A 24,883-nucleotide genomic window follows, 5' to 3' on the forward strand; every position below is an offset into this window, starting at 1 on the left:
TCAGGGCTGCCCTGGCAGCAGCTCGATGAAGAGGGCAACGGCATCGGCCACCACGTCGTCCCCGGAGTGCAGCCGGCCGGTCATCCACCGCTTGCGCCCCTCGACCCGGTCGAGGGTGGCCTCGACGCGGAGCTCGACGCCGACGGGGGTGATCTGCCGGTAGTTGACGGTCAGGAAGGCCGTGCGGGCGGGGGACCGCCCCTGGCTGGAGAGGATCCCGAGCAGGTCGTCGAACATCAGCGGCAGCACGCCGCCGTGGGCGGCTCCTCCGCCGCCGAGGTGCAGGGTGCCCAGCTGGATCCGGCCGCGGACCATCGTCGAACTGGCCTCGTCGACCGTGACCGGCACCAGCAGCGGGTGTCCCCGGCCCGGCAGGCCGAACCAGCGTCCGGCCCACCTCTCCCGCTCGGGGACCTGCCACTGCTCCAGGGAGGCGACGAGCCGTTCGAACTCGGCGGTCAGTGCGGCGACCACCTCACCGGGCATCCCCGCCGCACCGGTGACGCCGTGCTGCAGGGCTCGGAAGCGCTCGATCATCTCGCCGTACTGGGACCTGGTCGGCGCGTCCGGCCCGGCGCCCTCGGGGAGGTGCTCGTCGGTGAGCCCTGCAGCACTGCGTCGGTACATCAGTTCGTGCGCGGGAAGTTCAGCATCCGCCGGGCGTTGGTCTCGACGATCTTCTCGACCTCGTCGTCGGGGATGTGGGCCAGGGACTCACTCGCGCGCTTGCGGCTGTTGGGCCAGTTGGAGTCCGAGTGCGGGAAGTCGACCTCGATCATGATGCGGTCGATGCCGATCGCCTCGCGGTTGGCCAGGCCGTGCTGGTCCTCGATGAAGCAGCCCCAGAAGTGCTTCCTGAACAGGTCGCTGGGCCGGGTGTCCATGTCGATGTCCTGGTACCAGCGGTGCCGCTCCCAGGTGTAGTCCGACCGCTCGAGGATGTAGGGGATCCACCCGATGCCGCCTTCGGCGAGCGAGAACTGCAGCTTCGGGAACCGGTGCAGGGTGCGGGAGAACAGCAGGTCGACCGTGCTCCACATGAGGTTGCTGGAGAACAGCACCGTCGGGACCGCCATCGGGGCGTCCAGCGCTTGCATCTGGCCGGCGATCGGCTTCATCGCCGAGAACGAGAAGCCGGGCATGAAGGACCCGGAGCCGAAGTGCAGCGAGATCGGGACGTTGGCCTCCGAGGCGACCGCCCACAGCGGGTCCCAGTGCTTGCTGTGGAAGGAGGGCAGGCCCAGCGGCACCGGGCTGTCCGGGAAGGAGAAGGTGCGCGCGCCCTTGGTGATCGCCCGCTTCGCCTCCTTGACCGTGAGCTCGATGTCCCAGAACGGCAGCAGCGCCATCGGGATGTACCGGTCGGGGGCGGTGGCGCACCACTCGTCCATGTAGAAGTCGTTCCACGCCTGCACGCACAGCAGGGCGAGGTCCTTGTCCGGGGCCCGGAAGAACGTGCCGCCCGCGAAGCCGGGGAACGACGGGAAGCACGCGGCGGCCTGGACGCCGTCGAGGTCCATGTCCTTCACCCGCTGCACCGGGTCGTAACAGCCCGGGATCATGTCCTCGTACCGGACGGGGTCCATGCCCCAGTCCTTCGGGTCCTTGCCGGCGACCGCGTTGAGGCCGATGGTCGGGATCACCTGGCCGTCGTAGTGCCACAGGTGCATGCCGTCGGTCTCGACGATGCGCGGGCCTCTCTCCTTGTACTTCTCGGGGAGCCGGTCCTGCCACACGCGCGGATGTTCGATCAGGTGGTCGTCGACCGAGATGATCTGGTGGTGGTCCTGCAGCGGCATCGGTGCCTCCGGAGAGCTGTAGTGGGCCGGGCGCAGCGTCCGAAACATTTCTGACGGAGCGTCCACCTGAGGATATATGCTCTGTGCGCTGGATCACCAGACCCCCGGAGGCAGCCGATGAGCCAACCAGTGAACGAGCCCGTGATCGAGCGCGAGGAGGAGGACGACCACGACCTCCTCACGTTCGGGGAGGCCGGCGCCCGCCTGCAGGAGGAGATGCAGGCACTCCGTCGGTCGATCGCCGAGCTCGAGGGGCGACCGGAGGAGGCGGCGGCGCTCGCGAAGGCCCAGGCCCGGCTGGAGGCCGTCGAGACGGCGGCCGCCCGGAATGCGCGGCAGACGATCAACGACGACAACTTCGAGAAATTCTTCGGCTACCGGGGCACCGCCCGGCGCAACACCACCTGATCCCGGTCGGCCGAGCGGCTCCCACACCTCTGCGGGGGTCGCCCCGCCACTCGCCGCAGCCATCACGAGGAGAGCACATGTCAGGCATGGACAGCAGCCAGCTCGTCACCGACGAGATCAGCCTGCACGCCGAGAAGTACAAGGCGGCGGCACACCAGCACGGCGACCCGGAGCAGCTGGCCGAGGAGAACGAGACCCCGGCGCCGGCGGCGGCGGAGCAGTCCGGCGCCGAGGCCGATCCGCCGGCCTGAGCCACCGGAACGGCACGACCGGGGGCCGGGCACACCAGGTGCCCGGCCCTCCGTCGTCCGGTCAGTCGACGGCCAGCGCCTGCCCGGTGAGCGGGCGGTAGAGCTCGACCTCGCGCAGGTAGTCGGCGAAGCTGCGGGCCCGGGACTCCACCAGCAGGTGTGTGGCGCCCGCTGCCGCGTAGGCCGCGACGTTCTCCGCGATGGCCGCGGCGTTGCCGTCGGGGTCCCGCCGGCCCATCGGGGCGAAGCAGACGTCCACGTCAGTGGACCTGCCCGCCGCGCGCCGGCGCTCCCGCAGCTCGGCTACCCGCTCGGCCAGCTCGTCCGCCGATCCGAGCGCCGGGGTCTTGGTGATGGCGCTGGCCTCCTCGGACTGCTCGATCGGGATCCAGCCGTCCGCGAGCTCGGCGACGCGGCGCAGCGCGACGTTGCTGTTCCCGCCGATCCAGATGGGCGGTCCGCCGGCCTGGGCGGGCTTGGGCAGCATCACGTGCCCGTGCGCCGGGAAGTAGTCGTCGTCGCGGTCGACGACCTCACCGGTCCAGGCCTGCCGGAGGGCCGGGATGCTGGCGTCGAACCGCTTGCCGCGGTCGGTGAACGAGCCGCCCACCACCTCGAACTCCGCCTGCTGGTAGCCGGCACCCATGCCCAGCACGAGCCGGCCCCCGGAGAGGTTGTCCAGGCTGCCGGCCGCCTTCGCGGTGATGTAGGGGTGCCGGTGCCCGGCCACGACGATCATGGTCAGCAGCCGCAGCCGGGTGGTCGCGGCGGCCATGAACGCCAGCGACACGAACGGGTCGAAGGCGTGGTGCCCGCCGGCCTCGAGCCAGGTCTGGCTGGGGAACGGGTGGTCGGTGGTGGACACCATGTCGAAGCCGGCGTCCTCGGCGGCCGCGGCGACGTCGCCGAGGCCGTGCCCGTCGATCCAGGTGTCCCAGTGCTTGAGGGCACGCATCGGGAACTGCAGGCAGAACTTCACGGGAGCGCCTCCGCGGCGGTCGAGGGTGCGGGTGGGACCTGGGCGGCAGTGGCGGGCTGCCAGGCCTCCAGGACGGCGGTGGTGGTGGTGACCGTGCCGAGCAGCGCGAACGCGTACCGGAGCATGTCCTCACCGAACTGGTGCGGAACGCCGAGGCAGGCGTCGCGCAGGACGACCAGGCGGTAGCCCAGGTTCGCCGCCTCGATGGCCCCGCCGATGATGGCCTCGTTCAGCGACACGCCCCCGATGACCAGGGTCCGGATGTCCCGGCTGCGCAGGATCGCGTCCAGGTCGGTGCCGGTGAAGGCGGACAGTCCGTGCGTGCGGGCGTGCACGATGTCCGCCGGCGCGGGGCCCAGCTCGGGCATCACCTGCGCCTCGTCGGAGCCGACGAGCATGTGCTCGGGATTGCGCAGGCTGCTGGCGAGGAACGGCGTGTTCAGGGTGACTCCGGCCCGGTCGCGGCGGTACTGGATGGTGGCGTGCACGACCATCGCCCCGGCGCTGCGGGCGCCGTCGAGCAGCCGGGCGAGGGCGTCGACGACCCCGTGGTCGCGCACCGCGGTCGACAGCACGCCCAGCGGCCCGGCGGCGAGGTCGCCGGAGATGCCGCGCTGCATCTCCGAGACCAGCACGGCGGTGTGCGCGGGGTCGACCAGCTGGGCCAGCTGCACGGTTGTCCTCCGGGGACGGGGGGTGGGGGAGCGGGCTCGGGCGTCAGCGGCGGGAGCGGTACTCCTCCTGCAACGCGCGCTTGTGCAGCTTCCCGGTCTCGCTGCGGGGCAGCTCCCGGGCGAAGTCGATCGAGCGCGGGCACTTGTAGGCGGCCAGCCGGCTCCGGCAGTGGGCGTCGAGCTCAGCGGCGAGGTCGGGGCCGGCCGTCGTCCAGTCGACCGGCTGGACGACGGCCTGGACCTGCTCGCCCATCTCCGGGTGCGGCACACCGAAGACAGCGGCGTCGAGCACGGCCGGGTGCTCGACGAGGAGGTTCTCGGCCTCCTGCGGATAGATGTTCACCCCGCCGAAGATGATCGTGAACGCCGTCCGGTCGGTGAGGTAGAGGTAGCCGTCCTCGTCCAGGTGACCGACGTCGCCGACCGTGGCCCAGCCGCGGGCGTCGAAGGCCGCACTGGTCTTGGCCGGGTCGTGCAGGTAGCTGAAGGGCCGGCCGCCCTCGAACCAGACCTGCCCCGTCGCACCGGTCGGGAGCTCCGCGCCGTCCGGGCCGACGATGTGCGGCACCCCGAGCATCGGGCGGCCGACCGACCCGGGGTGGGCCAGCCACTCCGGCGTGGTGATGAACGTCGCGCCGATCAGCTCCGAGGAGCTGTAGAACTCCGAGAGGATCGGCCCCCACCAGTCGATCATGGCCCGCTTGATCTCCATCGGGCACGGCGCCGCCGCGTGGACGACGGTGCGCAGGCTCGAGACGTCCCACCGCTCGCGCTGGGCGGCCGGCAGCTTGAGCATCCGCACGAACATCGTCGGCACCATCAGGCTGTGGGTCACCCGGTGCTGCTCGATGGCGCGCAGTGCCTGCTCGGGGTCGAACCGCTCCATGACCACCGAGGTGCCGCCCACCCGGTGGACAGCGCTGGACCAGACGATCGGTGCCGTGTGGTATAGCGGGGCGGGGGGAGAGGTAGACGTCGCCCTCGCCGAACCCGATCGCCCGGAGGAACGCGATGGTGGGGTCCGACGCCAGCGAGATCGGCTGGGCGGTGAAGTCCCGCTTGATCCCCTTCGGCTGCCCGGTCGTCCCGCTGGAGTACTGCAGCAGGTCGCCCTCGCACTCGTCGTCGACCGGCGTGACCGGCCGGCTCGCCACCGCGTCGGCGTAGGAGTCCCAGCCCGGCAGGTCCGGGCCGATCATCAGGCGGGTGCTGACCCCGGGAGTCATGTCCGGTCCGAGGCTGCCGGCCAGCCCGGCCGTCGCCTCGCTCATCACCAGCACCTGGGCGCCGCTGTCGGCGAGCACGTACGCCGCCTCGGCCGGGGTGAGCGCCGGGTTCAGCGGAACGACGTAGAGCCCGGAGCGGCGGGTGCCCCAGTAGACCTCGTGGTACCGCGCGTTGTTCTCCATGCAGATCGCCACGACGTCGCCGGGCCGCAGCCCCAGGTCGCGGAACAGGTGCGCCGCCCGGTTGGACCGCTCGTCGAGCTGGCGGTACGTGACGACCTCTCCGCTGCCGGCCATGACGACGGCCGGGCGGTCGGGTGCGGAGCTGGCGAACGTCGCCGGGTACATGGCCCCTCCGGGGTCGGGACGGCGACTCAGAGGATGACGGAGGAGGTCTTCAGCTCGATGATCTCGTCGTAGTCCAGGCCCAGGTCCAGCAGCACCTCGTCGGTGTGCTGACCGTGGTCGGGCGCCCGGACCAGGTCCGGCGGCGTCTCGTCGAACTGCACCGGGTTGGCCACCAGGGAGTACTCGAAGCCCTCGTCGGTGGTCACCGGACGCACGTACCCGTTGGCGACGACCTGCTGGTCGGCCAGCACCTCAGCCGGTGTCTGCAGCACGGCCCAGACGCCCTTGGTCATCGTGAGGCGCTCGCGCCACTCGGCCAGCGGGCGGGCGGCGAAGGCCTTGCGGAGCTCCTCGATGCACTCGACGCGGTTCTGGAACCGCGCCCCGGCGGTGGCGAACCGCGGGTCGTCGAGGAAGTCGGAACGCTCGACGATCGCGGCTACGTCGGGCCAGAAGCGGTCGGCCTGCAGCATCATCAGCTGCAGCCAGCGCCCGTCGCTGGTCTGGTAGTAGTTCATCAGCGGGTTGGGCATGTCCTTGACGCTGAACCGGGTCAGCTTTTCCTCGCCCATCAGCGCCGTCGCGGTGATGTCCGGGGCGACGTTCCAGACGCCCAGGCCCATCAGCGACACGTCGAGCACCGAGCCCTCGCCGGTGCGCTCGCGCTTGAACAGCGCTGCGGAGATGCCCCCGGCCAGGGTCAGCCCCCCCATGATGTCGCCGAAGGCAGGCCGCTGGAACGGCGGGAACTCGGCGTCCGGGCCCTGCAGCATGGCGGCGATGCCGGCGCGGCTCCAGTACACCGCGGAGTCGAAGCCACCGGAGTTCGCCTCCGGTCCACGGACGCCGTAGCCGGTGCCCCGGGCGTAGACCAGGGAGGGGTTCACCGCCCGCACGTCCTCGACGGACAGCCGGAGGCGCTCCAGGCTCCCGGGCAGCAGGTTGGTGAGGAAGACGTCGGCGCCGGCGATGAGCCGCAGCAGCAGATCCCGGCCGGCCTCGCTGGCGACGTCCAGGCCGACGCTCTTCTTCCCGCGGTTGGGCTGCTCCATCATGAAGCTGACGCCACCGGGACCCGCCGTGCCGAGGGCGCCGACGTTCAGGCCCCGCTGCGGGTCGCCGGTCTCCGGGTGCTCGATCTTGATGACCTCCGCACCCCAGTCGGCGAGCACCGCCCCGGCCGACGGGACGAACGTCCACCCCGCGAGTTCGACGACACGGACGCCCTGCATGACATTGCTCATCTGTGCTCCTCAGCGTGCTTGGTCCGGCGTCGACGGGCACCGGAGGGCCGCGACTCGGTGTGACGGTAGCCACGTCGTCGGACACGGGTCAACGGCTGGGTCCGCGATTTCTGGCACCGTGTACATGTCATCTGGCTCACTATCTGACATGCTGTGTACCGGTGCAGCCTGGCTCAGCTTCCCGCTGCGTTTGCCAGCGGCTGCCGGCCGGACACCGATGACACCAGACGCTTGGAGGTCCCCATGGAGTTGAAGCCCGGCACGCGCCTGCGCAGCCAGGTCGGCCCGACCGAGGTCGTGGTGGTGAAGTCGCCCGGTGGCGACCTCGCCCTGGCCTGCGGCGGCCAGCCGATGATCCCCGCCGGTGACGTGCCCGCCGAGGGGCTGACGGTCGCCGAGACGGCGTCGGACAGCACTCAGCTCGGCAAGCGCTACACCGACCCCGACGAGCGCGTCGAACTGCTGGTGACCAAGCCAGGGGTCGGCACGCTCGCCCTCGACGGGGTGGGGCTGGGCCTCAAGCAGGCCAAGCCCCTGCCCGCGAGCGACTGAGGCCCGGGACGACGAGCATGGCCATCACCCTGCTGCTGGACCTCGCGGAGTCCATGGACCCCGAGCGCCTCGCCGTCGGTCTGCGCCAGGAGGAGATCACCGCCCAGCGGCTCAGCGCGCTGACCACGGGCGGCGCCGCCCTGATCGCCGCCAGCGGCGCCCGGTCGGTGGCCTTCATCGGGGTCAACAGCCCCGCGTTCCCGGTGGCGATGTTCGCCGCCGCGCGCGCCGGGGTGCCGATCGCCCCGCTGAACTACCGGTTGGCCGAGGGGGCGCTGCAGGAGCTCGTCGCCCGGCTGGACGCACCGCTGGTCGTCGTGGACGAGGCGTACCTGCCGGTCGTGTCCGGCTGTGGCGTCCCCGTGCTGGTCACCTCCGAGTTCATGGCCCGCTGTGCCACCGAGCCGGCCGTGGACCTGCCCGACGTCGACGACGCCGACCCGGCGGTGCTGCTGTTCACGAGTGGCACCACGGCAGCTCCGAAGTGCGTGGTCCTCCGGCACCAGAATTTGCAGTCCTACGTGCTGCAGACGGTCGAGCCGGGCAGCGCCGCAGAGGGTGACTCCGCGCTGGTCAGCGTGCCCACGTACCACGTCGCCGGCGTCGGCACCGTGCTGACGAACGTCTTCGCCGGCCGTCGGCTGCTCTACCTGCCCAACTTCACGCCTCGATCCTGGCTGGACCTGGTCCGCCAGGAGGAGGTCTCGTTCGCGATGCTGGTGCCCACGATGCTGGCCCGGATCCTGGACGAGCTGGGCGGCGAGGTGCCCGACCTCCCGGCGTTGCGGACCCTGGCCTACGGCGGCGCGCGCATGCCGCAGCCGGTCCTGGAGCGGGCGTTGCGGGCCTTCCCCGCGGTGGACTTCGTCAACGCCTACGGATTGACCGAGACCAGCTCGACCATCGCCGTCCTCGGTCCAGAGGACCACCGGATCGCCTTCTCCAGCGACGACCCGGCCGTCCGCGCTCGGCTCGGCTCGGTGGGCCGGCTGATCCCGGGGATGGAGGGCCAGGTCCGCGACTTCGACCGGGTGGTCCCCGCCGGGGAGGAAGGCGAATTGTGGGTCCGCGGCGAGCAGGTGTCCGGCGAGTACGAGGGGCAGGGTTCCGTGCTGGACGAGGCGGGCTGGTTCCCCACCCGGGACCGGGCGCGGATGGACGAGGACGGCTACGTCTTCGTCCTCGGCCGCTCCGACGACGTGATCATCCGCGGCGGGGAGAACATCGCCCCGGCCGAGGTCGAGGACGTGCTGCTGCGGCACCCCGGCGTGGCCGAGGTCGCGGTCATCGGCCTGCCCGACGAGGAGTGGGGTGAGTGCCTGGCTGCCGTCGTCGTGCCGGCCACAGGTGCCGCCTGCGACGTCGAGGAGCTCCGGGAGTGGGTGCGCAGTCGGCTGCGCTCGGCCAAGACCCCGGACCGGATCGTCTTCCGCGGCGAGCTCCCGCACACCGACACGGGCAAGCTGCTGCGCCGGAAGCTCTACAGCGAGTTCACCACCGCACCGGCGGGGTCGTGACCGCGTCGCCGGCCCGACCCCGATCGGACCGGCGACGCAGGCGTCAGGGGGTCAGCGGGCCTGCCATTGAGGAGCGCGCTTCTCGGCGAACGCCCGCGGTCCCTCCTTGGCGTCCTCCGACGTCGCCACCGCGGCCATCTCGCGCTCGGTGAGCGCCCAGAGCCGCGTCTCGTCCGGGCGGGTGCCGTTCTCGATGCCGTAGGCGATCCGCTTGGATGCCTGCACCGCCAGGGGCGCGTTCGCCGCGATCTGCTCGGCGAGCTCGACCGCCCGGTCCAGGACGGTGCCGGCGGGCACCACCTGGTTGACCAGCCCCCAGCGCAGCGCCTCCTGCGCGGTGAGCGGCTCCCCGGTGAGCAGCGCGTGCATCGCCACTTTGGGCGGCAGCTGGGAGACCAGCCGGAACGTGCCGCCGGCCGCGGCGATCAGCCCCCGCTTGACCTCCGGCAGGCCGAAGGTGGCCGTCTCGACCGCCACCACCAGGTCGCAGGAGAGCGCGAGCTCGGTACCGCCGCCCAGCGCCGCGCCGTTGACCGCGGCGATCGTCGGCTTGGAGGTCACGTGGTTGACGAACCCGGCGAAGCTCCAATGCTCCTTGCCCTCGGGCAGGATCCGCTCGCCGCGGGAGAGCGCCTTGAGGTCCGCGCCGGCGCTGAACGCCGCGTCGCCGGCGCCGGTCAGCACCAGGGCCCGGATCTCTGGGTCGTGCTCCGCCTGCTCGACCGCGTCCCCGACCTGCAGGCAGACGTCCTGGTCGACGGCGTTGCGTGCCTGGGGCCGGTTCAGCGTGACGACGAGGACGTGCCCCCGCCGCTCGACCAGGACCTTCGGCGCGGATGTGCCCGGTTCTGCCGGTGTCGTCATCGTGGTGTGCCTTCCTCGCGTACGGCCCCGGCGCCGAGCTGCCGGGGCGGCTGTCCGGCCCGGCGGAGAGGCTGCGGACCGGTGGTCCGCGACGCTCCCGGTCCGTGCCGGAACGGGTGGGTGGGGGTTGGCGTACAGCGGCCGGGACGGGCTACCGTGTCGCCAGTCCGCTGATGTGTACACGATGTCAGACGGATGCCGTGGCCGCCGGCAGCGGCTGATCCGGACGGGATGGAGAGCCCAGTGACCGACGTGGCCGCACGGCCGGCTCCGGCCGACGTGGTGCAGGAACTGCGGAACTTCCTCGCCGGGCCCGGTGCGGACCTGCGGGCCCGCTGGGGACGGTCGACGTCGTTCGAGGCGCGGCTGGACTGGCAGCGCACGCTGGCCGCCGGTGGCTGGGCCGCGCTGGGCTGGCCGGAGGAGTTCGGGGGCCGTGGGCTGGGCGTCCGCGACCGGGTCGCCTGCGGCCTGGAGCTGGCTGCCGCCTGGGCGCCGGTGCTCGCCGGCGTCCTGGGCGTCAACAACGTGGGGCCGGCCCTGATGGCCTTCGGCACCGAGGAGCAGCAGGCCAGCCTGCCGAAGATCCTGACCACCGAGGAGATCTGGTGCCAGGGCTTCAGCGAGCCCGGAGCCGGCAGCGACCTGGCCTCGCTGCGCACCAGGGCGGTGGCCGACGGCGATGACTTCGTCATCAACGGGCAGAAGATCTGGACGTCGGAGGGCATGGAGGCCACGCACTGCCTGCTGCTGGCCCGCACCGACCCCGACGCACCCAAGCACCGGGGCATCAGCGCGCTGACGATCCGGATGGACACCCCCGGGATCGAGCGCCGGCCGATCCGGATGATCACCGGTGAGTCCGGCTTCGCCGAGGTCTTCTTCACCGACGTCCGGGTGCCGCGCAGCAGCCTGCTGGGCCCGCTGCACCGCGGGTGGGACGTCACCATGGCCACCCTCGCGCACGAGCGGGCCGGCGTGATCGGCCTCGCCGCCGAGCTCGAGCACAACGTGACCGCGGAGCTGTCCGGCGCGCTGGGCACCACCACCGCCGCGGAGGGACCGCAGGCGCCGCTGCTGCGCCAGGAGATCGCCCGCCGCTACGCCGACGCCCGCATCGCCGGGCTGCTGGGTCTGCGGGCGCTCGCCGACGAGGAGCGGGGAGCGCCACCCGGACCGGAGCAGACCCTGATCAAGCTGGCCTGGGGCAGGGCCGTGGAACGGGTGGCCGCCACCCTGCTCGAGGCCGCCGGTCCGGACGCGCAGCGCGCCGGGAGCGCGGCGATGGCCTACCTGCGGGCGCCGGCGGCCACGATCGCCGGCGGCACCACCGAGGTGCTCAAGACCCTGGTGGGGGAGCGGGTCCTGGGCCTGCCGCGCGAGCCGAGGCCGGTGTGACCCCGGACCTGCCGGCCACGGCACCGCGCACGACCGCACCCCGCGCCGCGCACCGGCCCATGACCCCGGAGGGGATCCGCTGTGTCTTCTGACCTGCAGGAACGCGTCGACCTGGCACGCACCGTCGCCGAGCTCCTGGCCGACCTGGGCGGCGAGGAACGGCTGCGGGAGGTGGTGGCCGGGGACGGCTGGGACGAAGCGCTGTGGCGCCGGGTCCTCGACCTCGGGGTGCTCGAGCTCGCACTCGCCGCCAACCGCGACGCCGACGGCGGCTCCTACGCCGACCTCGCCGTCGTCTTCGCCGAGCTGGGCCGGGCGCTGGCACCGGTGCCCGCGCTGACCACGGTGGCCGTGGCGACCGTGCTCGACCTCAGCGGCACGCCGGCCGCCGCAGAGCTGGCCGAGGACGTGGTCTCCGGCCGGGTCCGGGCCGCGCTCGTCCTCCCCGGCGACGGCGGCACCTGGGGCGGGCGCACCCCACTCCGCGCCCGGTCGACGAACGGCGCGTGGACCGTGGACGGCACCGTCGAGCTGGTCACCGACGCGCCGGGCGTCGACCAGCTGGTCGTGCTGGCCGACACCGACGACGGAGCGTGCTTCTTCGTGGTCCCCACCGGACCGGCGGTGACGATCACGCCGGTGCCGGCGCTGGACCTCACCCGGACGCTGGGATCGGTGGCGCTGACCGCCGCGCCGGCCACTCCGCTGACCACCCCGGACCGGACCGACGCCGTGCTGGCCCGGACGCTGGACGTGTGTGCCGGCCTGCTGGCCGCAGAGAGCGCCGGACTTGCCCGCCGGGCGCTGGACTCGGCGGTGGACTACGCCAAGATCCGGGTCCAGTTCGACCGGCCGATCGGGTCCTTCCAGGCGGTGAAGCACTCCTGTGCGGAGATGCTGCTGATGGTCGAGGGGGCACGCTGCCTCGCCGACGCGGCGGCGGACGCGCTGGACGAGGGCGACCCCGGTGCAGCATCGCTGGCCGCCGGGGTCGCCCGGGGCTACGCCGGGGAGACCGCCGTGGAGTGCGCCGAGCGGTGCCTGCACCTGCACGGCGGGATCGGCTTCACCTGGGAGCACGTCTCCCACCTGGTGGTCCGCCGGGCTAAGAGCGACGCGGTGCGGTTCGGTCGACCCGCCGAGCACTGGGACCGGGTCGCCCGTCGACTGGCCACCGGGACACCGGGCGCCGCCCCCGCCGTGGCTGCCGCCGCCGTCGCTGACCCGGCCGTCGAGGCGGCCGTCGGCGCGCCGGTCGGCTGAGCGGTCGTACCGGGATGCGCACCGCTCCGCTCCGCGCGGCCGAGGAGTCGGTCGTCGAGGTCCGCGGCCCGTGGTTCGAGGAACTGCACGTCGGTCAGGTGTTCGACACGGCGCCGGCGGTGACCTTGACCGACGGACAGGCCGCCGTCCACCAGGCGGTCCTCGGTGACCGGTTGCGGCTCCCGCTGTCCGAGCCGCTGGCCACGGAGGTGATCGGCCGCGGTCGGATCGCAGCCCCGGGACTGGTGTGGGACGTGGCGATCGGCCAGTCGACGGTGGTGACCCAGCGGGTCCGGGCCAACCTCTTCTACCGCGGTCTCGTGCTGCGCCGGTCGCCGGTCATCGGCGACACGCTGAGCACGCGGACCGAGATCGTGGCCCTCAAGCAGAACCGGGCGCGGCCGGACCGGCCGGCCACCGGGCTGGCGGCGCTGCGGATCACGACGGTCGACCAGGCCGACCGCCCGGTGCTGGACTTCTGGCGGTGCGCGATGATCCCGCTCGCCGATCCGGCCGCGGTCACCGGGCACGACGACGACCTCGCCGCCGTCGGCCGGGCCGTGACGGACGAGGACCTGCGCTCCGCGGTGGCGGGCTGGTCATTGCCGGCGGCCGTCGGGCCGGTCGTGCGGGCCGGGCAGCGGTACCGGGTCGACGGCCGGGACGTCGTCTCCTCCGCCCCCGAGCTCGCCCGGCTGAGCCTGAACGTGGCCGCGGTGCACCACGACGCGCACCGCGCCGGCGGCCGCCGGCTGGTCTACGGCGGGCACACGATCGGCGTCGCGCTGGGACAGGCGACGCGCGCCCTGCCGGGCCTGCTGACCGTGGTCGGCTGGCACTCCTGCGACCACCTGGCCCCGGTGCACGAGGGCGACCTGCTGGCCAGCGCGCTGGACGTCGAACGGGTCGACGAGCTGCCGTCCGGTGGGCGGCTGCTGCACCTGCGGTCCCAGGTCACCGCCGAGCCCGCGGACGGTGGACCTGCCGTGCCCGTGCTCGACTGGCGGTTCGTGGCCGTGGCCGGCTGAACCACGGCCGTTTCAGACATCGAGCAAACTGCGGGTCCGGGAAGCGGGCCGAGCAGGGGAGGAGTTCGGCATGGCGGCAACGGTGTTGGTCACCGGAGGCACGGGAGGACTGGGCCGGGCGGTCACCGCGCGGTTCCTGGACGCCGGGTGGCGGGTGGTCGTGCCCTGGATCGCGCCGGGCGAACGGGATGCGATCGCCGCCCGGGACGGACTGGAGCTCGTAGAGGCCGACCTGTTCGACGGCGCCGGCGTCGCGATGGTGGTCGACCAGGCCGCCGCGGACCCGGACCGGCCCCTGCAGGCGGTGGTCAACCTGGTGGGCGGTTTCGCCGCCGGTGGAAAGGTGCACGAGACGCCGGTGGAGGAGTTCGAGGACCAGTTGCGGCTGAACCTGCGGGCCACCTACCTGGTCAGCCAGGCCGCCCTGCCGCACCTGGTGTCCGCCGGTGGCGGCGCGATCACCGCGGTGTCCAGCAGGGCCGCGCTGCGGCCGTTCGCCGGGGCGGCCGGCTACGTCACGAGCAAGCTCGCCGTGCTGGGTCTGGTCGACTCGCTGGCCGCCGAGTACCGGGACGACGGGGTGCGGGTCAACGCCGTCCTGCCCAGCGTCATCGACACCCCCGGCAACCGGGCCGGGCAGCCTGATGCGGACCACAGCCGCTGGGTCGCGCCCGAGCAGATCGCCGGCGTCGTGCTGTTCCTGTCCGGGCCGGACGCCACCGCCGTCAGTGGCGCGCACGTCCCCGTGTACGGCCGGGCCTGAAGCCTGCTCGACGTGGCTGGCACGCCCAGGGCGGTGCCCTGGTCTGCGGTCGGACCGGAGCACCGCCCTGGGCCTGCGGCGAACCGCCTTCGGCACGCCCATCGGTCCGGCCCGTCGAGCGACGGGCCGATGGGTCCTGCTGACCGGCGGAGCTGCGCTGGGCCGCGTTAGAGGTTCACGGCTCCGGGGAACCGTTCGGGTGGGGCCTTGTCGCTCTCGTCCCCGTCCTGCTTCAAGATCGCCTGATCGGCGGCCCGCGCGAAGGGCGGCAACGGGTATGGAGGGACGCGTTCATTGACGGCCCCCTTCTCCGCCAGCAGCCGTGCGTGGTCCTCCGGGTCGCTGGCGAAGAAGCGACCCGGGCCGGTGAGGACGCAATAGAGCTCGGCGCCCTCCGAGCCGGCCTCGTAGGGCCCGAACATGTCACCCCACTCCAAGGTGATGTGCGTTCCGGCCGGGTACTTCTCGCCCTCCGGACCGATCAGCTCCCCCTTGACGACGAACACCGTGTGATCAGACTGGTGGCCGTGGTAGGGCGAGAAGGCGCGGGGCTCCCACTTGTTGTAGAAGGCCATGTACCGGGGAGTGAACTCGATCCACTTCTCCCAGATCGAGGCGACGTGTCCGTCGTCGAACCGGAGTCGGACTGCCTCGAACCAGGGAACGTCGTCGAGGTGCTTGATCACGGGGCCGCCGCGCATCCGTCATGCATCCTCTCGAGGCCCCCAGCGACGCGTTGACGATGGCCGACGGCCGTTCCGCTCGGGAGGGCGATCGGGGCGGGACGGAAGTCAGCCCGGCCGAACACCCCGTGGTGGTCCAGCTGCCATCCGCCGGGTGGCGGCCACGGTAGCGAGGGTCGACTGCGACTGCAATCACCCGGTGGACGTCCTGTCAGAAGCTTGGTCGACGGACGAGGCGAGTGAGCAGGCAAGGCCCGGTCCTCGGGGTGATCAACGCAGTCGACGCCATCGGCGCGCGGGTCGAGCGAGCCGACTAGGAGCTGGCGATATCTCGTTTCGACAACTGCGCTCCGGTCTTTACAAACGACCTTGTGATCCATCTAACATCTAGTGCATTATCTGACACCAGTGACACCTGGCGACGCCGGACCGCCGGCACGGGGGTCGAGATCGGCTCGTGGATCCGCCGCACCCGCAGCGGGGATCTCCCGCGACTGCAGACGACGAGGTAGGCATGAGACGTCAGACTTCGCCCCGGGCTCGTAGCGTGGGCACGCGCTCCGCCAGGGGCGTCAAGTGAGCACCGACGGTGTCACCGGCGCAGCCACGGACGACGGCGTGGCTGGGGACGGGGACGTGATCCGGGAACCCGCGACCCCGGTGCCCGGGACCCGGGCCGGCCGCCCGCGCCGGGCGCGGCGGTTCGGGCGCAGCCGGGCGATGCGAGAGCTGCGGCGCAACCGCGGTGTCATGGTCGCCGTCGTCTTCCTGTTCTTCCTGCTGGTCATCGCCGTGCTCGCTCCGGTGGTGTCGCCCTACGACCCCGACGCGCAGGAGCTGCGCGCCCAGTTGCAGGGCCCGACAGGGGAGCACCTGCTCGGCACCGACGGGTTCGGCCGCGACGTGCTGAGCCGGCTGATCCACTCCTCGCGGATCACCCTCCTCGCCGTCGTGCAGGCGCTCGCAGTCGCTGTCGTGCTGGGCATCCCGATCGGGTTGTTGAGCGGGTTCGTCCCCTGGGTCGACCGGATCGTCGCCCGGGTGGCGGACGCCCTGCTCAGCGTTCCGCCGATCGTCCTGGCGCTCGCCGTCGTCGGGGTGCTCGGCCCCGGGCTGACGAACGCCATGTTGGCGCTGGGCATCGTCATGGCGCCGTCCCTCTTCCGGCTGGCCCGCTCGTCGGCTGCCACGGCGTCCAAGGAGCTCTACATCGAGGCCTGTCGCTCGGTGGGCTGCTCGCGCTGGAGGCTGATCTGGCGACACGTGCTCCCGAACGCGAGTTCACCCCTGCTGGTGCAGGTCACGTTCTTCGCCGGGGTCATCATCCTGGCTGAGGCGAGCCTGAGCTTCCTGGGGCTGGGCGTGCAACCGCCTGACTCGAGCTGGGGCTCGATGCTCCGGGACGCGTTCGCCAACATCTACGAGGCACCGGGGCACCTGGTCGCCCCCGCACTGATGATCATGTTGACCATCCTGGCGTTCGCCCAGCTGGGCGACGGGCTCCGGGACGCCTTCGAGGGTCGTGGTGCAGATGGCCGTTGAGAACCCGGAGCCGTTGCTCGAGGTGACCGGCCTGTCGGTCGAGTTCCGGACCGAGCGCGGCTGGACGAAGGTGCTCGATGACGTGGGCTTCTCGCTCGGTCGGGGGCGGACGCTCGCGCTGGTCGGCGAGTCCGGTTCCGGCAAGACGGTCACCTCGCTGGCCGTGATGGGTCTGCTGCCGCCGCGCGGGTCGCGGCTGGTCGGGTCCGTCCGGCTGGACGGTCGGGAACTGGTCGGCATGCCCGAGAGCAAGCTGATCGAGACCCGCGGCCGCGACATCGGCATGATCTTCCAGGAGCCGCGACGCAGCCTCAACCCGGCGTTCACGGTCGGCGAGCAGATCGCTGAGGTGGTGCGGCGGCACGATGGCCTGTCCAGGAAGGATGCCTGGAGCCGCGCCGTCGAGATGCTCGACGCGGTCCAGATTCCCGAAGCCGCCCGCCGAGCCCGGCACTATCCGCACGAGTTCAGCGGCGGCATGTGTCAGCGCGTCATGCTGGCCGGTGCCCTGGTCTGCCGCCCGCAGCTGCTGATCGCCGACGAGCCGACGACCGCGCTGGACGTCACGGTGCAGGCTCGGATGTTGAAGCTGATGAACGACCTGCAGGCCGACTCCGACCTGTCGATCCTGTTCATCACGCACGACCTGGCCGTGGTGTCCGAGATGGCCGACGACGTTGCGGTGATGTACGCCGGTCAGCTCGTGGAACAGGCGCCGATCGACGAGCTGCTCGTGCGACCGCAGCACCCTTATACGGCTGGGCTGCTCGCCTCCAGCCCGGACGTCCAGGGGACGGTCGAGCGGATGCGGCACATCCCGGGGTCCGTGCCGGCGGTGGGCAACTGGCCGTCGGGCTGCCGGTTCCATCCCCGGTGCGAGTACGCGCGGGGCGGCCAGTGCGACTCGGACCCGGCAGTCCTGCTCCAGGTGGGCAGGGGCCGCCTCTCGCGGTGCCTCCGGACGAGTGAACTGACCCTGCAGGGAGTGCAGACATGAACCAGCCCGATGACGCGCTGGCCGGGCCGCCGCTGCTCGAGGTGGCGGGCCTGCAGAAGTCGTTCGTGACCCGGCGCAACCTCTTCGGGCGTCCGGTTTCGCACGAGCACGCAGTACGTGGCGTGAGCTTCTCGCTGCAGCGAGGACGCACCCTGGGCATCGTCGGGGAGACCGGGGCTGGCAAGTCCACCGTCGGTCGGCTGGTACTCCGGTTGACCGAGCCCGACAGCGGGTCGGTCCGGCTGCTCGGGGAGGACGTGCTGGCCAGCGGGCAGCGCGGTCTCCGCCGGCTTCGGCGTCGCGCCCAGATGATCTTCCAGGACCCCTTCGCGTCGCTGGACCCCCGGATGGTGATCGGCACGTCGGTCGGGGAACCTCTGCTGCTCCACGAGGGGCTGCGGGGCGCCCGGCAGGCGGACCGGGTGGGCGAGCTGCTCGGGCGGGTCGGCCTCCGGCCAGAGATGGCGGACCGCTACCCGCACGAGTTCTCCGGTGGCCAGTTGCAGCGGATCGCGATCGCCCGGGCGCTGGCGACCAATCCCGACCTCATTATCTGCGACGAGCCGGTCGCGGCGCTGGACGTCTCGGTGCAGGCGCAGGTGCTGAACCTGCTGCTCGATCTGCAGGCGGAGCGGGGCCTCGGCTACGTGTTCATCAGCCACGACCTGTCGCTCGTCCGGTCTTTCGCGCACGAGGTCGCGGTGATGAACCACGGCGAAGTGGTCGAGTTCGGCCCCGGCGCCGAGCTCTTCGACAACCCTCAGCACCCGTACACGCAGGAGCTCGTCGCCGCGATCCCGGTCACTGGGCCCGGCCGTCGTCGCACCAACGCCGCAGCTGCCGGGCCCCCATCCTCCCCGGCTACGAGGCCGGTCGTTCCACCTCTCCTGGAAGGTCAGTCCACATGAAGCGTTCTCTCACCGTGGTCGCCGCAGTCGTCACGCTCACTCTGTCGGGCTGCGGAGGCGGCAACAGCGACGAACCGGCCGGAGATACCGCCGCGGCAGGCGAGATCGACCGCGATGCGACGCTGCGGTTCGCCTGGACCGTCGCGCCGACCAACATGGACCCGCACACGACGGTCGACCCCCGGGTCGGTTTCCCCACCCTGAGCCCGGTCTACGACCGGTTGACCATGGTGACGAGGGCGTCGGCCGACGCCCCGTTCGAGATCTCGCCCATGCTGGCCGAGTCCTGGGAGTTCTCCGAGGACGGCTTGACGCTGACCCTCACCCTGCGCGACGACGCCACGTTCCACGACGGCTCGCCGGTCGACTCGGAGGCGGTCAAGTTCAGTCTGGAGCGGGGCAAGACCCTGCCAGGCTCGACCGCCGCGTTCGCGTTGAGCGTGATCGACACGATCGACGCCCCCGACCCGGGCACGGTCGTCCTGAACCTGAACCGTCCGGCTGCCGACCTGCTGTTCACCCTGGCCGACGTCACCGGGATGATCCTCAACCCGGCACGGCTCAACAGCGGCGTCGACCCGGCCCGCGAGGACGCCGGCTCCGGGCCCTACAAGCTGACCGAGCTGCGTTCCGGCGACCGCACTGTCTACGAGCGGGCGAGCGAGTACTGGGACCCCGAGGCACAGAAGCCCGCCGGGCTCGAGATCATCGGCATCGTCGACGACAATGCACGGCTGAACGCCATGCGCAGCGGCCAGGTCGACGGCGTCCTCATCAAGCTCGGTCAGCACGACCAGGCCGAGCAGATCGCGCAGGGCTCGGATGCCGAGGTGATCTCCTCGGGGCCGCGGTCCTGGTACGCCATGTTCCTCAACGCCGACTTCCCCCCGCTGGAGGACGTCAAGGTGCGCCAGGCGCTGAACTTCGCCATCGACCGCGACGCCATCAACGAGACCGTCCTGGACGGTCAGTGCCCCGCCACGAGTCAGCCTCTCCAGGAGGGCGAGGTCGGCTACGACCCGGACTCCGCGGGCCGCTACACCTATGACCCGGACCGGGCAAGGGAGCTGCTGGCCGAGGCCGGCTACCCGGACGGGTTCGAAGTAGACCTCCTCGTGCAGTCCGGGTTGTCACCGCAGGTTGAGCTCGCGCCGATCCTCCAGGCACAGCTGGCCGAGGTCGGCGTCGACGCGACCCTCACCACATTGGACCTGCTGGCCACGAGCAGGACGTGGAACGGTGGCCAGTCCGGCACGTACGTGCACGTCAACTCCTCGACGGCGGAACCGGCCGTCACGCTCACCCAGGCGTACCAGGACGCGTCGTACCCGGGTCCGGCGCCCGCGGGCTTCGACGAGCTGATGGCGAGGGCCAGCGACGCCACCCTCAGCCCGGAGGCCCGTGAGGAAGCGCTGCAGGCGGTGTCGGCCTTCGCCTCGGAGAACGCCATGGACGCGTTCATCTGCGCACTCCCGACGCAGTACGTGGTCTCGGACTCGGTTGTCGGGATGGAGACGAACGGGGCACCGTGGGGCGGGATCTTCGATCTCCGTTATGTCGGTCTGACGGAGTGACTCCGGGTCACCCGGGAGGAGGTGCGATGTGCTGAAGTTCATCTCGCAGCGGGTTCTGATGGCCGTGCCGGTGCTCCTGTTGGTGTCGCTGTTCACGTTCCTGCTGCTCGACCTGCTCCCGGGTGACGCCGCTGTCGCCATCGCCGGCGAGAACGCGACGGAGGAGCAGATCGCGCTCACCCGCGAGCGGCTCGGTCTGGACTCCCCGTTCCTCGAGCGGTTCTGGAACTGGGTGAGCAGCGCCGCACAGGGCGATCTCGGCACCTCGCTCTACACCGGGCAGTCGGTGACGGAGGCCATCGGCGAGCGGCTCCCGGTCACCGCCTCGCTCGGCCTGGTCGCCCTGCTCATGGCGGTCGTGGTGGCGATCCCGCTCGGAGCGATCGCCGCGACCCGTCCTGGCTCGCTCGCCGACCGCGTGGTGATCTCTGCGACATCCCTGGCGATGGCGGTCCCACCGTTCGTGCTCGGGCTGGTGCTGGTGGTCGTGTTCGCGATCCAGCTGCAGTTCCTGCCGGCCACCGGTTACACGGCCATCGCCGAGGAAGGGCTGTGGGGTTGGCTGAGCCACCTCATCCTCCCCGCCATCGCAGTGGCGGGGATCATGGCGGCGGAACTGGCACGCCAGACCCGTGGCGCGCTGTTGGACGCCCTGAGCCAGAGCTACGTCCGCACGGCAAAGGCCCGGGGTCTGCGTCCACCGACGGTGGTCGGGAAACACGCGCTGAAAAACGCGGCGACCCCGATCGTGACCGTGTTGGCCCTGCAGATCGGACACGTCCTGGGCGCTGCGGTCACCGTGGAGTTCGTGTTCGCCATCCCGGGCTTCGGGTCGCTGGCCGTCAACGCGGTGAACTTGCGCGACGTCCCGTTGATCCAGGGAGTGGTGTTCGTCAGCGCGCTGGTGGTGCTGGCGGCGAACCTGCTCGCCGACGTGGTCTACGGGTACCTCAACCCGAAGCTGCGGGTGTGACGCCTGCGCGATGCCGGTCGTGGCGGACTCCGCCGCGTCCGGCATCGTCTCCTTCCGCTCAGCAGGTCTTCCCCGTGCTCGGCAGCCCGGTCCAGTCGCTGAGCATGATCCTCGTCGACATCGGTCCCGCCGGTGTGCCGTGTGCCGGTGGCCGACTGCAGGCAGGCATCCCCGGATGACACACGACTCGCTCCGCCGCCCGAGCTACGGCGCGCACAGCCCGGTCGTCGGCAAGCGAGGGGCGAGGACCCGCCAGCGCATCCTCGACGCGGCACTGACCCTGATCGAGCGGGACGGACTGCACGACGTCCACGTCGACGACATAGCTGCAGCGGCACAGGTGTCGCGCGCGACCTTGTACCAGTACTTCGACAGCAAGCAACAGGTCTTCGCGGTGCTGTTGGAGGAGTGTGGCTCGGCGCTGGTGGACGTCCTCGACCGGCTTGGCCCGCTCGGTCCGACGGCGAAGGGTCTGGAAAACCTCTATCGCTGGCTCGGGCAGTGGACGGCGGTCTACGACCGCTACGCAGTCCTGTTCGCGCAGTGGGCGCAGCTCGAGTGGTCCGGGACACCGTTGCGCGAGGGTGTCGCTCGCTTCGTCGAGCAGTACGCCAGTCGGATCGACGAACAACTGGAGTCCGCGGGATCCGGTGGCGCAGGCCGCGCGGACACCGCGATCGCCGTCACGCTGACTGTGCACCGGTCCAACGCCTTCCTCCGGAGTGACCCTGAGGCGACCGCCGGGATGACGGACGAGGAAGTGCTCGGCAACCTCGCCGTGATCCTGCAACTGGTGATGTTCCCGGAGACCCCGTCGCACGTGCTGGCCACTCGGGGAACGTACGGGGCCGCGCGGACGGTCGTCCCGCCGCCTCCCCGGGAACGGGAGGACCGGTTCGCCGACCGCAGTGACCGGGTGCGCGGCACGGTCCGGCAGCTACTCGACGCCGCAGCGCGCTGCCTCGAACTACGGGGCTACGCGGGTACCAGCATCGACGACATCGCCGGTGAGGGCGGGGTGACCCGGAGCGCGGTTTATCTGTACTTCACCGACAAGCTGGACCTGCTCGAGACGCTGGCGCAGGAGGGCAGTGCCGAACTCCGCGCCGTCGTGGAGCGGATGCCGGCCTCGCTCACGCCCCCGCTGCTGTCCGCCTGGCTGATCGAGTACGTGACCGCCTACCGCCGACACAGCGGTGTCGTGCAGGTGTGGACACAAGAACAGACCAGCAGCCCCGTCGTCCGTCAGGCCGGCCGGGAGGTCGGGGCCGTGGTCATGAGGGCGGTGGCGACCCTGCTCACCGGCGTGCGGCGGACCTATCCGCTGGACCTGCGGGTCGGGGTCGTGGTCATGGCCGCGCTGCTCGAGCGGCTGCCGCACGGCCTCGCCGTCCGGACGACGGAGGTGAGCGTGGAGGAGGTCGCGACGACGATGGCCGCGGTGATCGTGAACGGGTTGCTGAACCCGGGGCGTGGGTGACGGAAGCCGAACTCTGCCGTGACGAGATCGGGAGATCTGGCCTCGTGGGTGACTTGTGGGTGAGCGGGGTCTCCGGTCGTGGTCATCGCTGGGGGTGCCGGCGCTGGTCCTGGAGCTCGGCGACAGCCCCCGGCCAGATCTTCCAGCGAGTCGAGTGCCGCTGTGCCGGTGACCTGCGCCATCTCTCGGTTCGAGAGATGGGGGACCAGCCGTCGGCAGCTCGACCGTACGTCCCCGCGCCGGCAGGCACGTGCCGCCGACCCAGATCGCGGCCCGCCGGGCTTCACCGGATGGGCAGCATGGTCTGCCCATGAGCGGGAACAGGTCGCTGTCGTGGTTCTCACCGTCCAGTGTGCCGACGTGGAAGCGGAGGACATGCGATCGCCGTGCGGACGGGACGGCTGCGCTGAGCGGGCCGGCCACCGTCGCCAACGAGTTCGCGTCGGTCACCATCGAGGTCGTACGCCAGGGGCGAGGCTTCCGACCGCAGCTGCGGGAGCACGGAGAGCGGCGCGACGGTGTCCTTGGACCCGCTGGACCTCCCGAGCACTGATCACGCGTGTGAAGACGCGCCGCTATCCGTGCTGCGCCGAGTACGCCCGGAAGACCGCCGGGACACGAGCGGTCCCGGTGTTCGACCTGCGGCGCCGCAACCAGCTCGTGTGTCCCGATCCGCCGCGGCCAGCACCGCACCTGCCTGCGGTGCTGGCCGAGTGGTCGTGCCCTACCGCTGGACCGGCGCCGCCGCGGCATCGCCGGCGACATAGCCGGACACCAGGGCGGGGCCAAGGGTGCCGCCCGCGCCGCCGTAGGTCATGCCCATCGCGGTCACGGCCATCGCGTTGCCGGCCGCGTACAGCCCGGCTATCGGCTCGAGGTCGACGTCGAGCACCCGGCCCTGCGCGTCGGTACGCGGACCGCCCTTGGTGCCCAGTGCCCCGCTGTACACCCGCACCGCGTAGTACGGCGCGGTGTCCAGCGGTCCGAGGGTCGCTGCCGGGCCGGTGCCCTTGCTGGGGTCGCCCCACCACTTGTCGACGGCGCTGCCGCCGCGGCCGAAGTCCGGGTCGCACTCGTCGGCGGCGTTCTCGTTGAACCGCTTGACGGTGGACGCCAACGCGTCGGGCTGCACCCCGAGCTGGTCGGCGAGCGCCTCAATCGAGTCGGCGCGGGTGACCCACGAGGGCACGACCGCGTCGCCGCGGGTGCCGGCCAGCCCGTAGCTGGTCCAGTAACCGTGGTCGAAGACCATCCACGCCGGGTTGTTCATGTACTCGAAGGTGGTCACGTCGACGACGTGGAAGGCCGCGCCGAAGGCGTTGTAGTTGACCGCCTCGTTGGCGAACCGCTTGCCCCGGGAGTTCACGATGATCGACCGGGGGCGGGTCCGCTCGCCGTTGACCAGCCACGAGGCGGTGCCCGTCGGCGTCGGCACGTCGATCGTCGGCGCCCACCAGGCCTCGCGCATGTTGCCCAACGCCGCCCCGACCCGCATCGCCATGCGCAGCCCGTCTCCGGTGTTCGTGGGCACCGATGCCGGCCGGTCCAAAGGCCCGCGCAGGAAGGCATCGACCAGCTCGGCGTCCCATTCGAAGCCGCCGGTGGCGATGATGACGCCGCGGGTCGCCCCGACCCCGACCGGGCCATCGGCCGTGTCGAACCGGACGCCGACCACCCGGCCGTCCTCGGTCAGCAGCCGGGCGGCCCGCATGCCGGTGCGCGGTTCGATGCCGCGGTCCAGGCACCCCTTCAACAGCCGGCCGGCCAGCGCCTGGCCGGTGCCGCGTTCGTCCCGTTCTTTGCGCCGGGCGAGCTCGGCGGCCGGCACCCCGCCCGGGGCGCCGCGGCCCAGCGGCGTCTCGGCGATGGTGACGTTGCCCGACAGCTGCGGGCCCATGGTGACCCGCGGCCCCCACTCGCCGAGGTCGGCGAACGGGAAGAGCGGGCACTCCATGGACCGCCCGCCGTTCGGCTTCGCGCCCGGGTTCTCCGGGTGGTAGTCGGGGAAGCCCTGCAGCACCTGGAAGCGGACCGGGGTGTGCTCCTCCATCCAGCGGACCATCTCCGGGCCGGTGTCCACGAAGCGCTCGGCGGCCTGCCGGTCGATGGAGCCCAGGGACAGCGAGTCGAGGTAGGTCAGTGCCTCCTCGCGGCTGTCCGGGATGCCCAGCTCGGCCATCTGCGGGTTGCCAGGTACCCAGACCATGCCGCCGGACCAGGCCGCCGTCCCGCCCACCGTGTCGGCCTTCTCGAACAGGCCCACGCTGGCACCCGCTGCCGCGGCGCGAATCGCGGCAGTCATTCCTGCGGCGCCGCTGCCGAGCACTACCACGTCGAACTGCTGCACCGATGTCTCCTCGCCGTTGGGGAACGGCGCCCCGCGGAAGCGGGCCGGGGAGGCCGGTTACGACC

23 protein-coding genes and 2 pseudogenes are annotated in these 24,883 nt (G+C 71.7%); 14 read left to right on the top strand and 11 right to left on the bottom strand.

From position 1 onward, the window contains the following. The gene (locus Q1A09_RS00310) at positions 1 to 627 is read right to left on the bottom strand and encodes a hotdog domain-containing protein (protein ID WP_299950573.1); all 627 of its coding nucleotides are present in this window, start codon (positions 625 to 627) and stop codon (positions 1 to 3) included. After that, a complete protein-coding gene (locus tag Q1A09_RS00315) occupies positions 627 to 1,799 on the bottom strand; it encodes an amidohydrolase family protein (protein ID WP_299950576.1) in 1,173 nt (390 codons plus the stop codon). The genes Q1A09_RS00310 and Q1A09_RS00315 overlap by 1 nt, the downstream gene beginning before the upstream one ends. Before the next feature lie 117 nt (positions 1,800 to 1,916). On the opposite strand from Q1A09_RS00315, the gene Q1A09_RS00320 reads away from it, so the two are divergent. After that, complete coding sequence (locus tag Q1A09_RS00320; protein WP_299950579.1) at positions 1,917 to 2,207, top strand: hypothetical protein; 291 nt, start codon at positions 1,917 to 1,919, stop codon at positions 2,205 to 2,207. A 77-nt stretch (positions 2,208 to 2,284) separates the two neighbouring features. Then, positions 2,285 to 2,458 (top strand): hypothetical protein, encoded by a 174-nt coding sequence (locus Q1A09_RS00325; RefSeq protein ID WP_299950581.1) that lies wholly within the window; start codon positions 2,285 to 2,287, stop codon positions 2,456 to 2,458. A gap of 61 nt (positions 2,459 to 2,519) precedes the next feature. Here the strand turns inward: Q1A09_RS00325 and Q1A09_RS00330 are convergent, their stop codons facing one another. The 6 genes and pseudogenes from Q1A09_RS00330 to Q1A09_RS00360 all read right to left on the bottom strand — a co-directional run bounded on the left by Q1A09_RS00330 (position 2,520) and on the right by Q1A09_RS00360 (position 6,929). Further along, positions 2,520 to 3,437: an LLM class F420-dependent oxidoreductase gene (locus tag Q1A09_RS00330; protein WP_299950583.1), complete on the bottom strand. Its 918-nt coding sequence runs from the start codon at positions 3,435 to 3,437 to the stop codon at positions 2,520 to 2,522. After that, positions 3,434 to 4,111, bottom strand: coding sequence for a cysteine hydrolase family protein (locus Q1A09_RS00335; protein WP_299950586.1), 678 nt, complete (start codon positions 4,109 to 4,111; stop codon positions 3,434 to 3,436). Before Q1A09_RS00335 ends, Q1A09_RS00330 begins: the two co-directional genes overlap by 4 nt. Positions 4,112 to 4,154: 43 nt before the next feature. Beyond that, positions 4,155 to 4,454: an AMP-binding enzyme gene (locus Q1A09_RS00340; RefSeq protein ID WP_299952050.1), complete on the bottom strand. Its 300-nt coding sequence runs from the start codon at positions 4,452 to 4,454 to the stop codon at positions 4,155 to 4,157. A 165-nt stretch (positions 4,455 to 4,619) separates the two neighbouring features. Beyond that, positions 4,620 to 5,057 (bottom strand): annotated as a pseudogene (locus tag Q1A09_RS00345) (AMP-binding protein); the annotation flags it as partial. 73 nt (positions 5,058 to 5,130) lie between these two features. After that, positions 5,131 to 5,685, bottom strand: a pseudogene (locus tag Q1A09_RS22560) (AMP-binding protein); the annotation flags it as partial. A 26-nt stretch (positions 5,686 to 5,711) separates the two neighbouring features. Then, entirely contained in the window at positions 5,712 to 6,929 is a 1,218-nt protein-coding gene (locus Q1A09_RS00360; RefSeq protein ID WP_299950594.1) for a CaiB/BaiF CoA-transferase family protein, read from the bottom strand. 243 nt (positions 6,930 to 7,172) lie between these two features. Here Q1A09_RS00360 and Q1A09_RS00365 point away from each other — a divergent pair, with 243 nt between their 5' ends. Then, a complete protein-coding gene (locus tag Q1A09_RS00365) occupies positions 7,173 to 7,481 on the top strand; it encodes a hypothetical protein (protein WP_299950597.1) in 309 nt (102 codons plus the stop codon). Between the two features lie 17 nt (positions 7,482 to 7,498). Then, positions 7,499 to 8,998 carry a class I adenylate-forming enzyme family protein gene (locus tag Q1A09_RS00370; RefSeq protein ID WP_299950600.1) on the top strand — a complete coding sequence of 500 codons (1,500 nt, stop codon included), beginning with the start codon at positions 7,499 to 7,501 and terminating at the stop codon, positions 8,996 to 8,998. A gap of 51 nt (positions 8,999 to 9,049) precedes the next feature. On the opposite strand, the gene Q1A09_RS00375 is transcribed toward Q1A09_RS00370, so the two are convergent. Then, on the bottom strand, positions 9,050 to 9,862 hold the full coding sequence (locus Q1A09_RS00375) for a crotonase/enoyl-CoA hydratase family protein (protein WP_299950603.1): 813 nt from the start codon (positions 9,860 to 9,862) through the stop codon (positions 9,050 to 9,052). A 243-nt stretch (positions 9,863 to 10,105) separates the two neighbouring features. On the opposite strand from Q1A09_RS00375, the gene Q1A09_RS00380 reads away from it, so the two are divergent. From Q1A09_RS00380 to Q1A09_RS00395, 4 genes are all read left to right on the top strand, one after another. Next, positions 10,106 to 11,260, top strand: a complete 1,155-nt coding sequence (locus Q1A09_RS00380; protein WP_299950606.1) for an acyl-CoA dehydrogenase family protein — start codon at positions 10,106 to 10,108, stop codon at positions 11,258 to 11,260. A gap of 81 nt (positions 11,261 to 11,341) precedes the next feature. Then, entirely contained in the window at positions 11,342 to 12,523 is a 1,182-nt protein-coding gene (locus Q1A09_RS00385) for an acyl-CoA dehydrogenase family protein (protein WP_299950609.1), read from the top strand. 14 nt (positions 12,524 to 12,537) lie between these two features. Then, the gene (locus tag Q1A09_RS00390; RefSeq protein ID WP_299950612.1) at positions 12,538 to 13,551 is read left to right on the top strand and encodes a MaoC family dehydratase; all 1,014 of its coding nucleotides are present in this window, start codon (positions 12,538 to 12,540) and stop codon (positions 13,549 to 13,551) included. A 70-nt stretch (positions 13,552 to 13,621) separates the two neighbouring features. Next, on the top strand, positions 13,622 to 14,314 hold the full coding sequence (locus Q1A09_RS00395) for an SDR family NAD(P)-dependent oxidoreductase (protein ID WP_299950614.1): 693 nt from the start codon (positions 13,622 to 13,624) through the stop codon (positions 14,312 to 14,314). Positions 14,315 to 14,481: 167 nt separating this feature from the next. On the opposite strand, the gene Q1A09_RS00400 is transcribed toward Q1A09_RS00395, so the two are convergent. Continuing rightward, entirely contained in the window at positions 14,482 to 15,000 is a 519-nt protein-coding gene (locus Q1A09_RS00400) for a hypothetical protein (RefSeq protein ID WP_299950617.1), read from the bottom strand. 633 nt (positions 15,001 to 15,633) lie between these two features. Between Q1A09_RS00400 and Q1A09_RS00405 the strand changes: the two genes are divergently transcribed. The 6 genes from Q1A09_RS00405 (at position 15,634) to Q1A09_RS00430 (ending at position 22,471) form a co-directional block, all read left to right on the top strand. Beyond that, positions 15,634 to 16,539 (top strand): ABC transporter permease, encoded by a 906-nt coding sequence (locus tag Q1A09_RS00405; protein WP_299950620.1) that lies wholly within the window; start codon positions 15,634 to 15,636, stop codon positions 16,537 to 16,539. Next, positions 16,529 to 17,536 carry an ABC transporter ATP-binding protein gene (locus tag Q1A09_RS00410; protein ID WP_299952052.1) on the top strand — a complete coding sequence of 336 codons (1,008 nt, stop codon included), beginning with the start codon at positions 16,529 to 16,531 and terminating at the stop codon, positions 17,534 to 17,536. Before Q1A09_RS00405 ends, Q1A09_RS00410 begins: the two co-directional genes overlap by 11 nt. Continuing rightward, positions 17,533 to 18,444: an ATP-binding cassette domain-containing protein gene (locus Q1A09_RS00415; protein ID WP_299950623.1), complete on the top strand. Its 912-nt coding sequence runs from the start codon at positions 17,533 to 17,535 to the stop codon at positions 18,442 to 18,444. Before Q1A09_RS00410 ends, Q1A09_RS00415 begins: the two co-directional genes overlap by 4 nt. Further along, positions 18,441 to 20,018, top strand: coding sequence for an ABC transporter substrate-binding protein (locus tag Q1A09_RS00420; protein ID WP_299950625.1), 1,578 nt, complete (start codon positions 18,441 to 18,443; stop codon positions 20,016 to 20,018). The genes Q1A09_RS00415 and Q1A09_RS00420 overlap by 4 nt, the downstream gene beginning before the upstream one ends. 28 nt (positions 20,019 to 20,046) lie before the next feature. After that, positions 20,047 to 20,991 carry an ABC transporter permease gene (locus Q1A09_RS00425; RefSeq protein ID WP_299950628.1) on the top strand — a complete coding sequence of 315 codons (945 nt, stop codon included), beginning with the start codon at positions 20,047 to 20,049 and terminating at the stop codon, positions 20,989 to 20,991. Between the two features lie 139 nt (positions 20,992 to 21,130). Further along, on the top strand, positions 21,131 to 22,471 hold the full coding sequence (locus tag Q1A09_RS00430) for a TetR/AcrR family transcriptional regulator (RefSeq protein ID WP_299950631.1): 1,341 nt from the start codon (positions 21,131 to 21,133) through the stop codon (positions 22,469 to 22,471). Positions 22,472 to 23,195: 724 nt separating this feature from the next. Here Q1A09_RS00430 and Q1A09_RS00435 read toward each other — a convergent pair. After that, positions 23,196 to 24,818 carry an FAD-dependent oxidoreductase gene (locus Q1A09_RS00435; RefSeq protein WP_366139741.1) on the bottom strand — a complete coding sequence of 541 codons (1,623 nt, stop codon included), beginning with the start codon at positions 24,816 to 24,818 and terminating at the stop codon, positions 23,196 to 23,198. Between the last annotated feature and the right edge of the window lie 65 nt (positions 24,819 to 24,883).

This window comes from uncultured Modestobacter sp., assembly GCF_947486615.1.
GTDB lineage: Bacteria > Actinomycetota > Actinomycetes > Mycobacteriales > Geodermatophilaceae > Modestobacter.

Bases quoted from the DNA above. Each gene is read 5' to 3' on its own strand.
- Q1A09_RS00370 (WP_299950600.1), top strand. From the start codon at position 7,499: ATGGCCATCACCCTGCTGCTGGACCTCGCGGAGTCCATGGACCCCGAG.
- Q1A09_RS00415 (WP_299950623.1), top strand. From the start codon at position 17,533: ATGAACCAGCCCGATGACGCGCTGGCCGGGCCGCCGCTGCTCGAGGTG.
- Q1A09_RS00410 (WP_299952052.1), top strand. From the start codon at position 16,529: ATGGCCGTTGAGAACCCGGAGCCGTTGCTCGAGGTGACCGGCCTGTCG.
- Q1A09_RS00390 (WP_299950612.1), top strand. From the start codon at position 12,538: ATGCGCACCGCTCCGCTCCGCGCGGCCGAGGAGTCGGTCGTCGAGGTC.
- Q1A09_RS00325 (WP_299950581.1), top strand. From the start codon at position 2,285: ATGTCAGGCATGGACAGCAGCCAGCTCGTCACCGACGAGATCAGCCTG.
- Q1A09_RS00315 (WP_299950576.1), bottom strand. From the start codon at position 1,799: ATGCCGCTGCAGGACCACCACCAGATCATCTCGGTCGACGACCACCTG.
- Q1A09_RS00310 (WP_299950573.1), bottom strand. From the start codon at position 627: ATGTACCGACGCAGTGCTGCAGGGCTCACCGACGAGCACCTCCCCGAG.
- Q1A09_RS00395 (WP_299950614.1), top strand. From the start codon at position 13,622: ATGGCGGCAACGGTGTTGGTCACCGGAGGCACGGGAGGACTGGGCCGG.
- Q1A09_RS00320 (WP_299950579.1), top strand. From the start codon at position 1,917: ATGAGCCAACCAGTGAACGAGCCCGTGATCGAGCGCGAGGAGGAGGAC.
- Q1A09_RS00365 (WP_299950597.1), top strand. From the start codon at position 7,173: ATGGAGTTGAAGCCCGGCACGCGCCTGCGCAGCCAGGTCGGCCCGACC.
- Q1A09_RS00375 (WP_299950603.1), bottom strand. From the start codon at position 9,862: ATGACGACACCGGCAGAACCGGGCACATCCGCGCCGAAGGTCCTGGTC.
- Q1A09_RS00360 (WP_299950594.1), bottom strand. From the start codon at position 6,929: ATGAGCAATGTCATGCAGGGCGTCCGTGTCGTCGAACTCGCGGGGTGG.
- Q1A09_RS00420 (WP_299950625.1), top strand. From the start codon at position 18,441: ATGAAGCGTTCTCTCACCGTGGTCGCCGCAGTCGTCACGCTCACTCTG.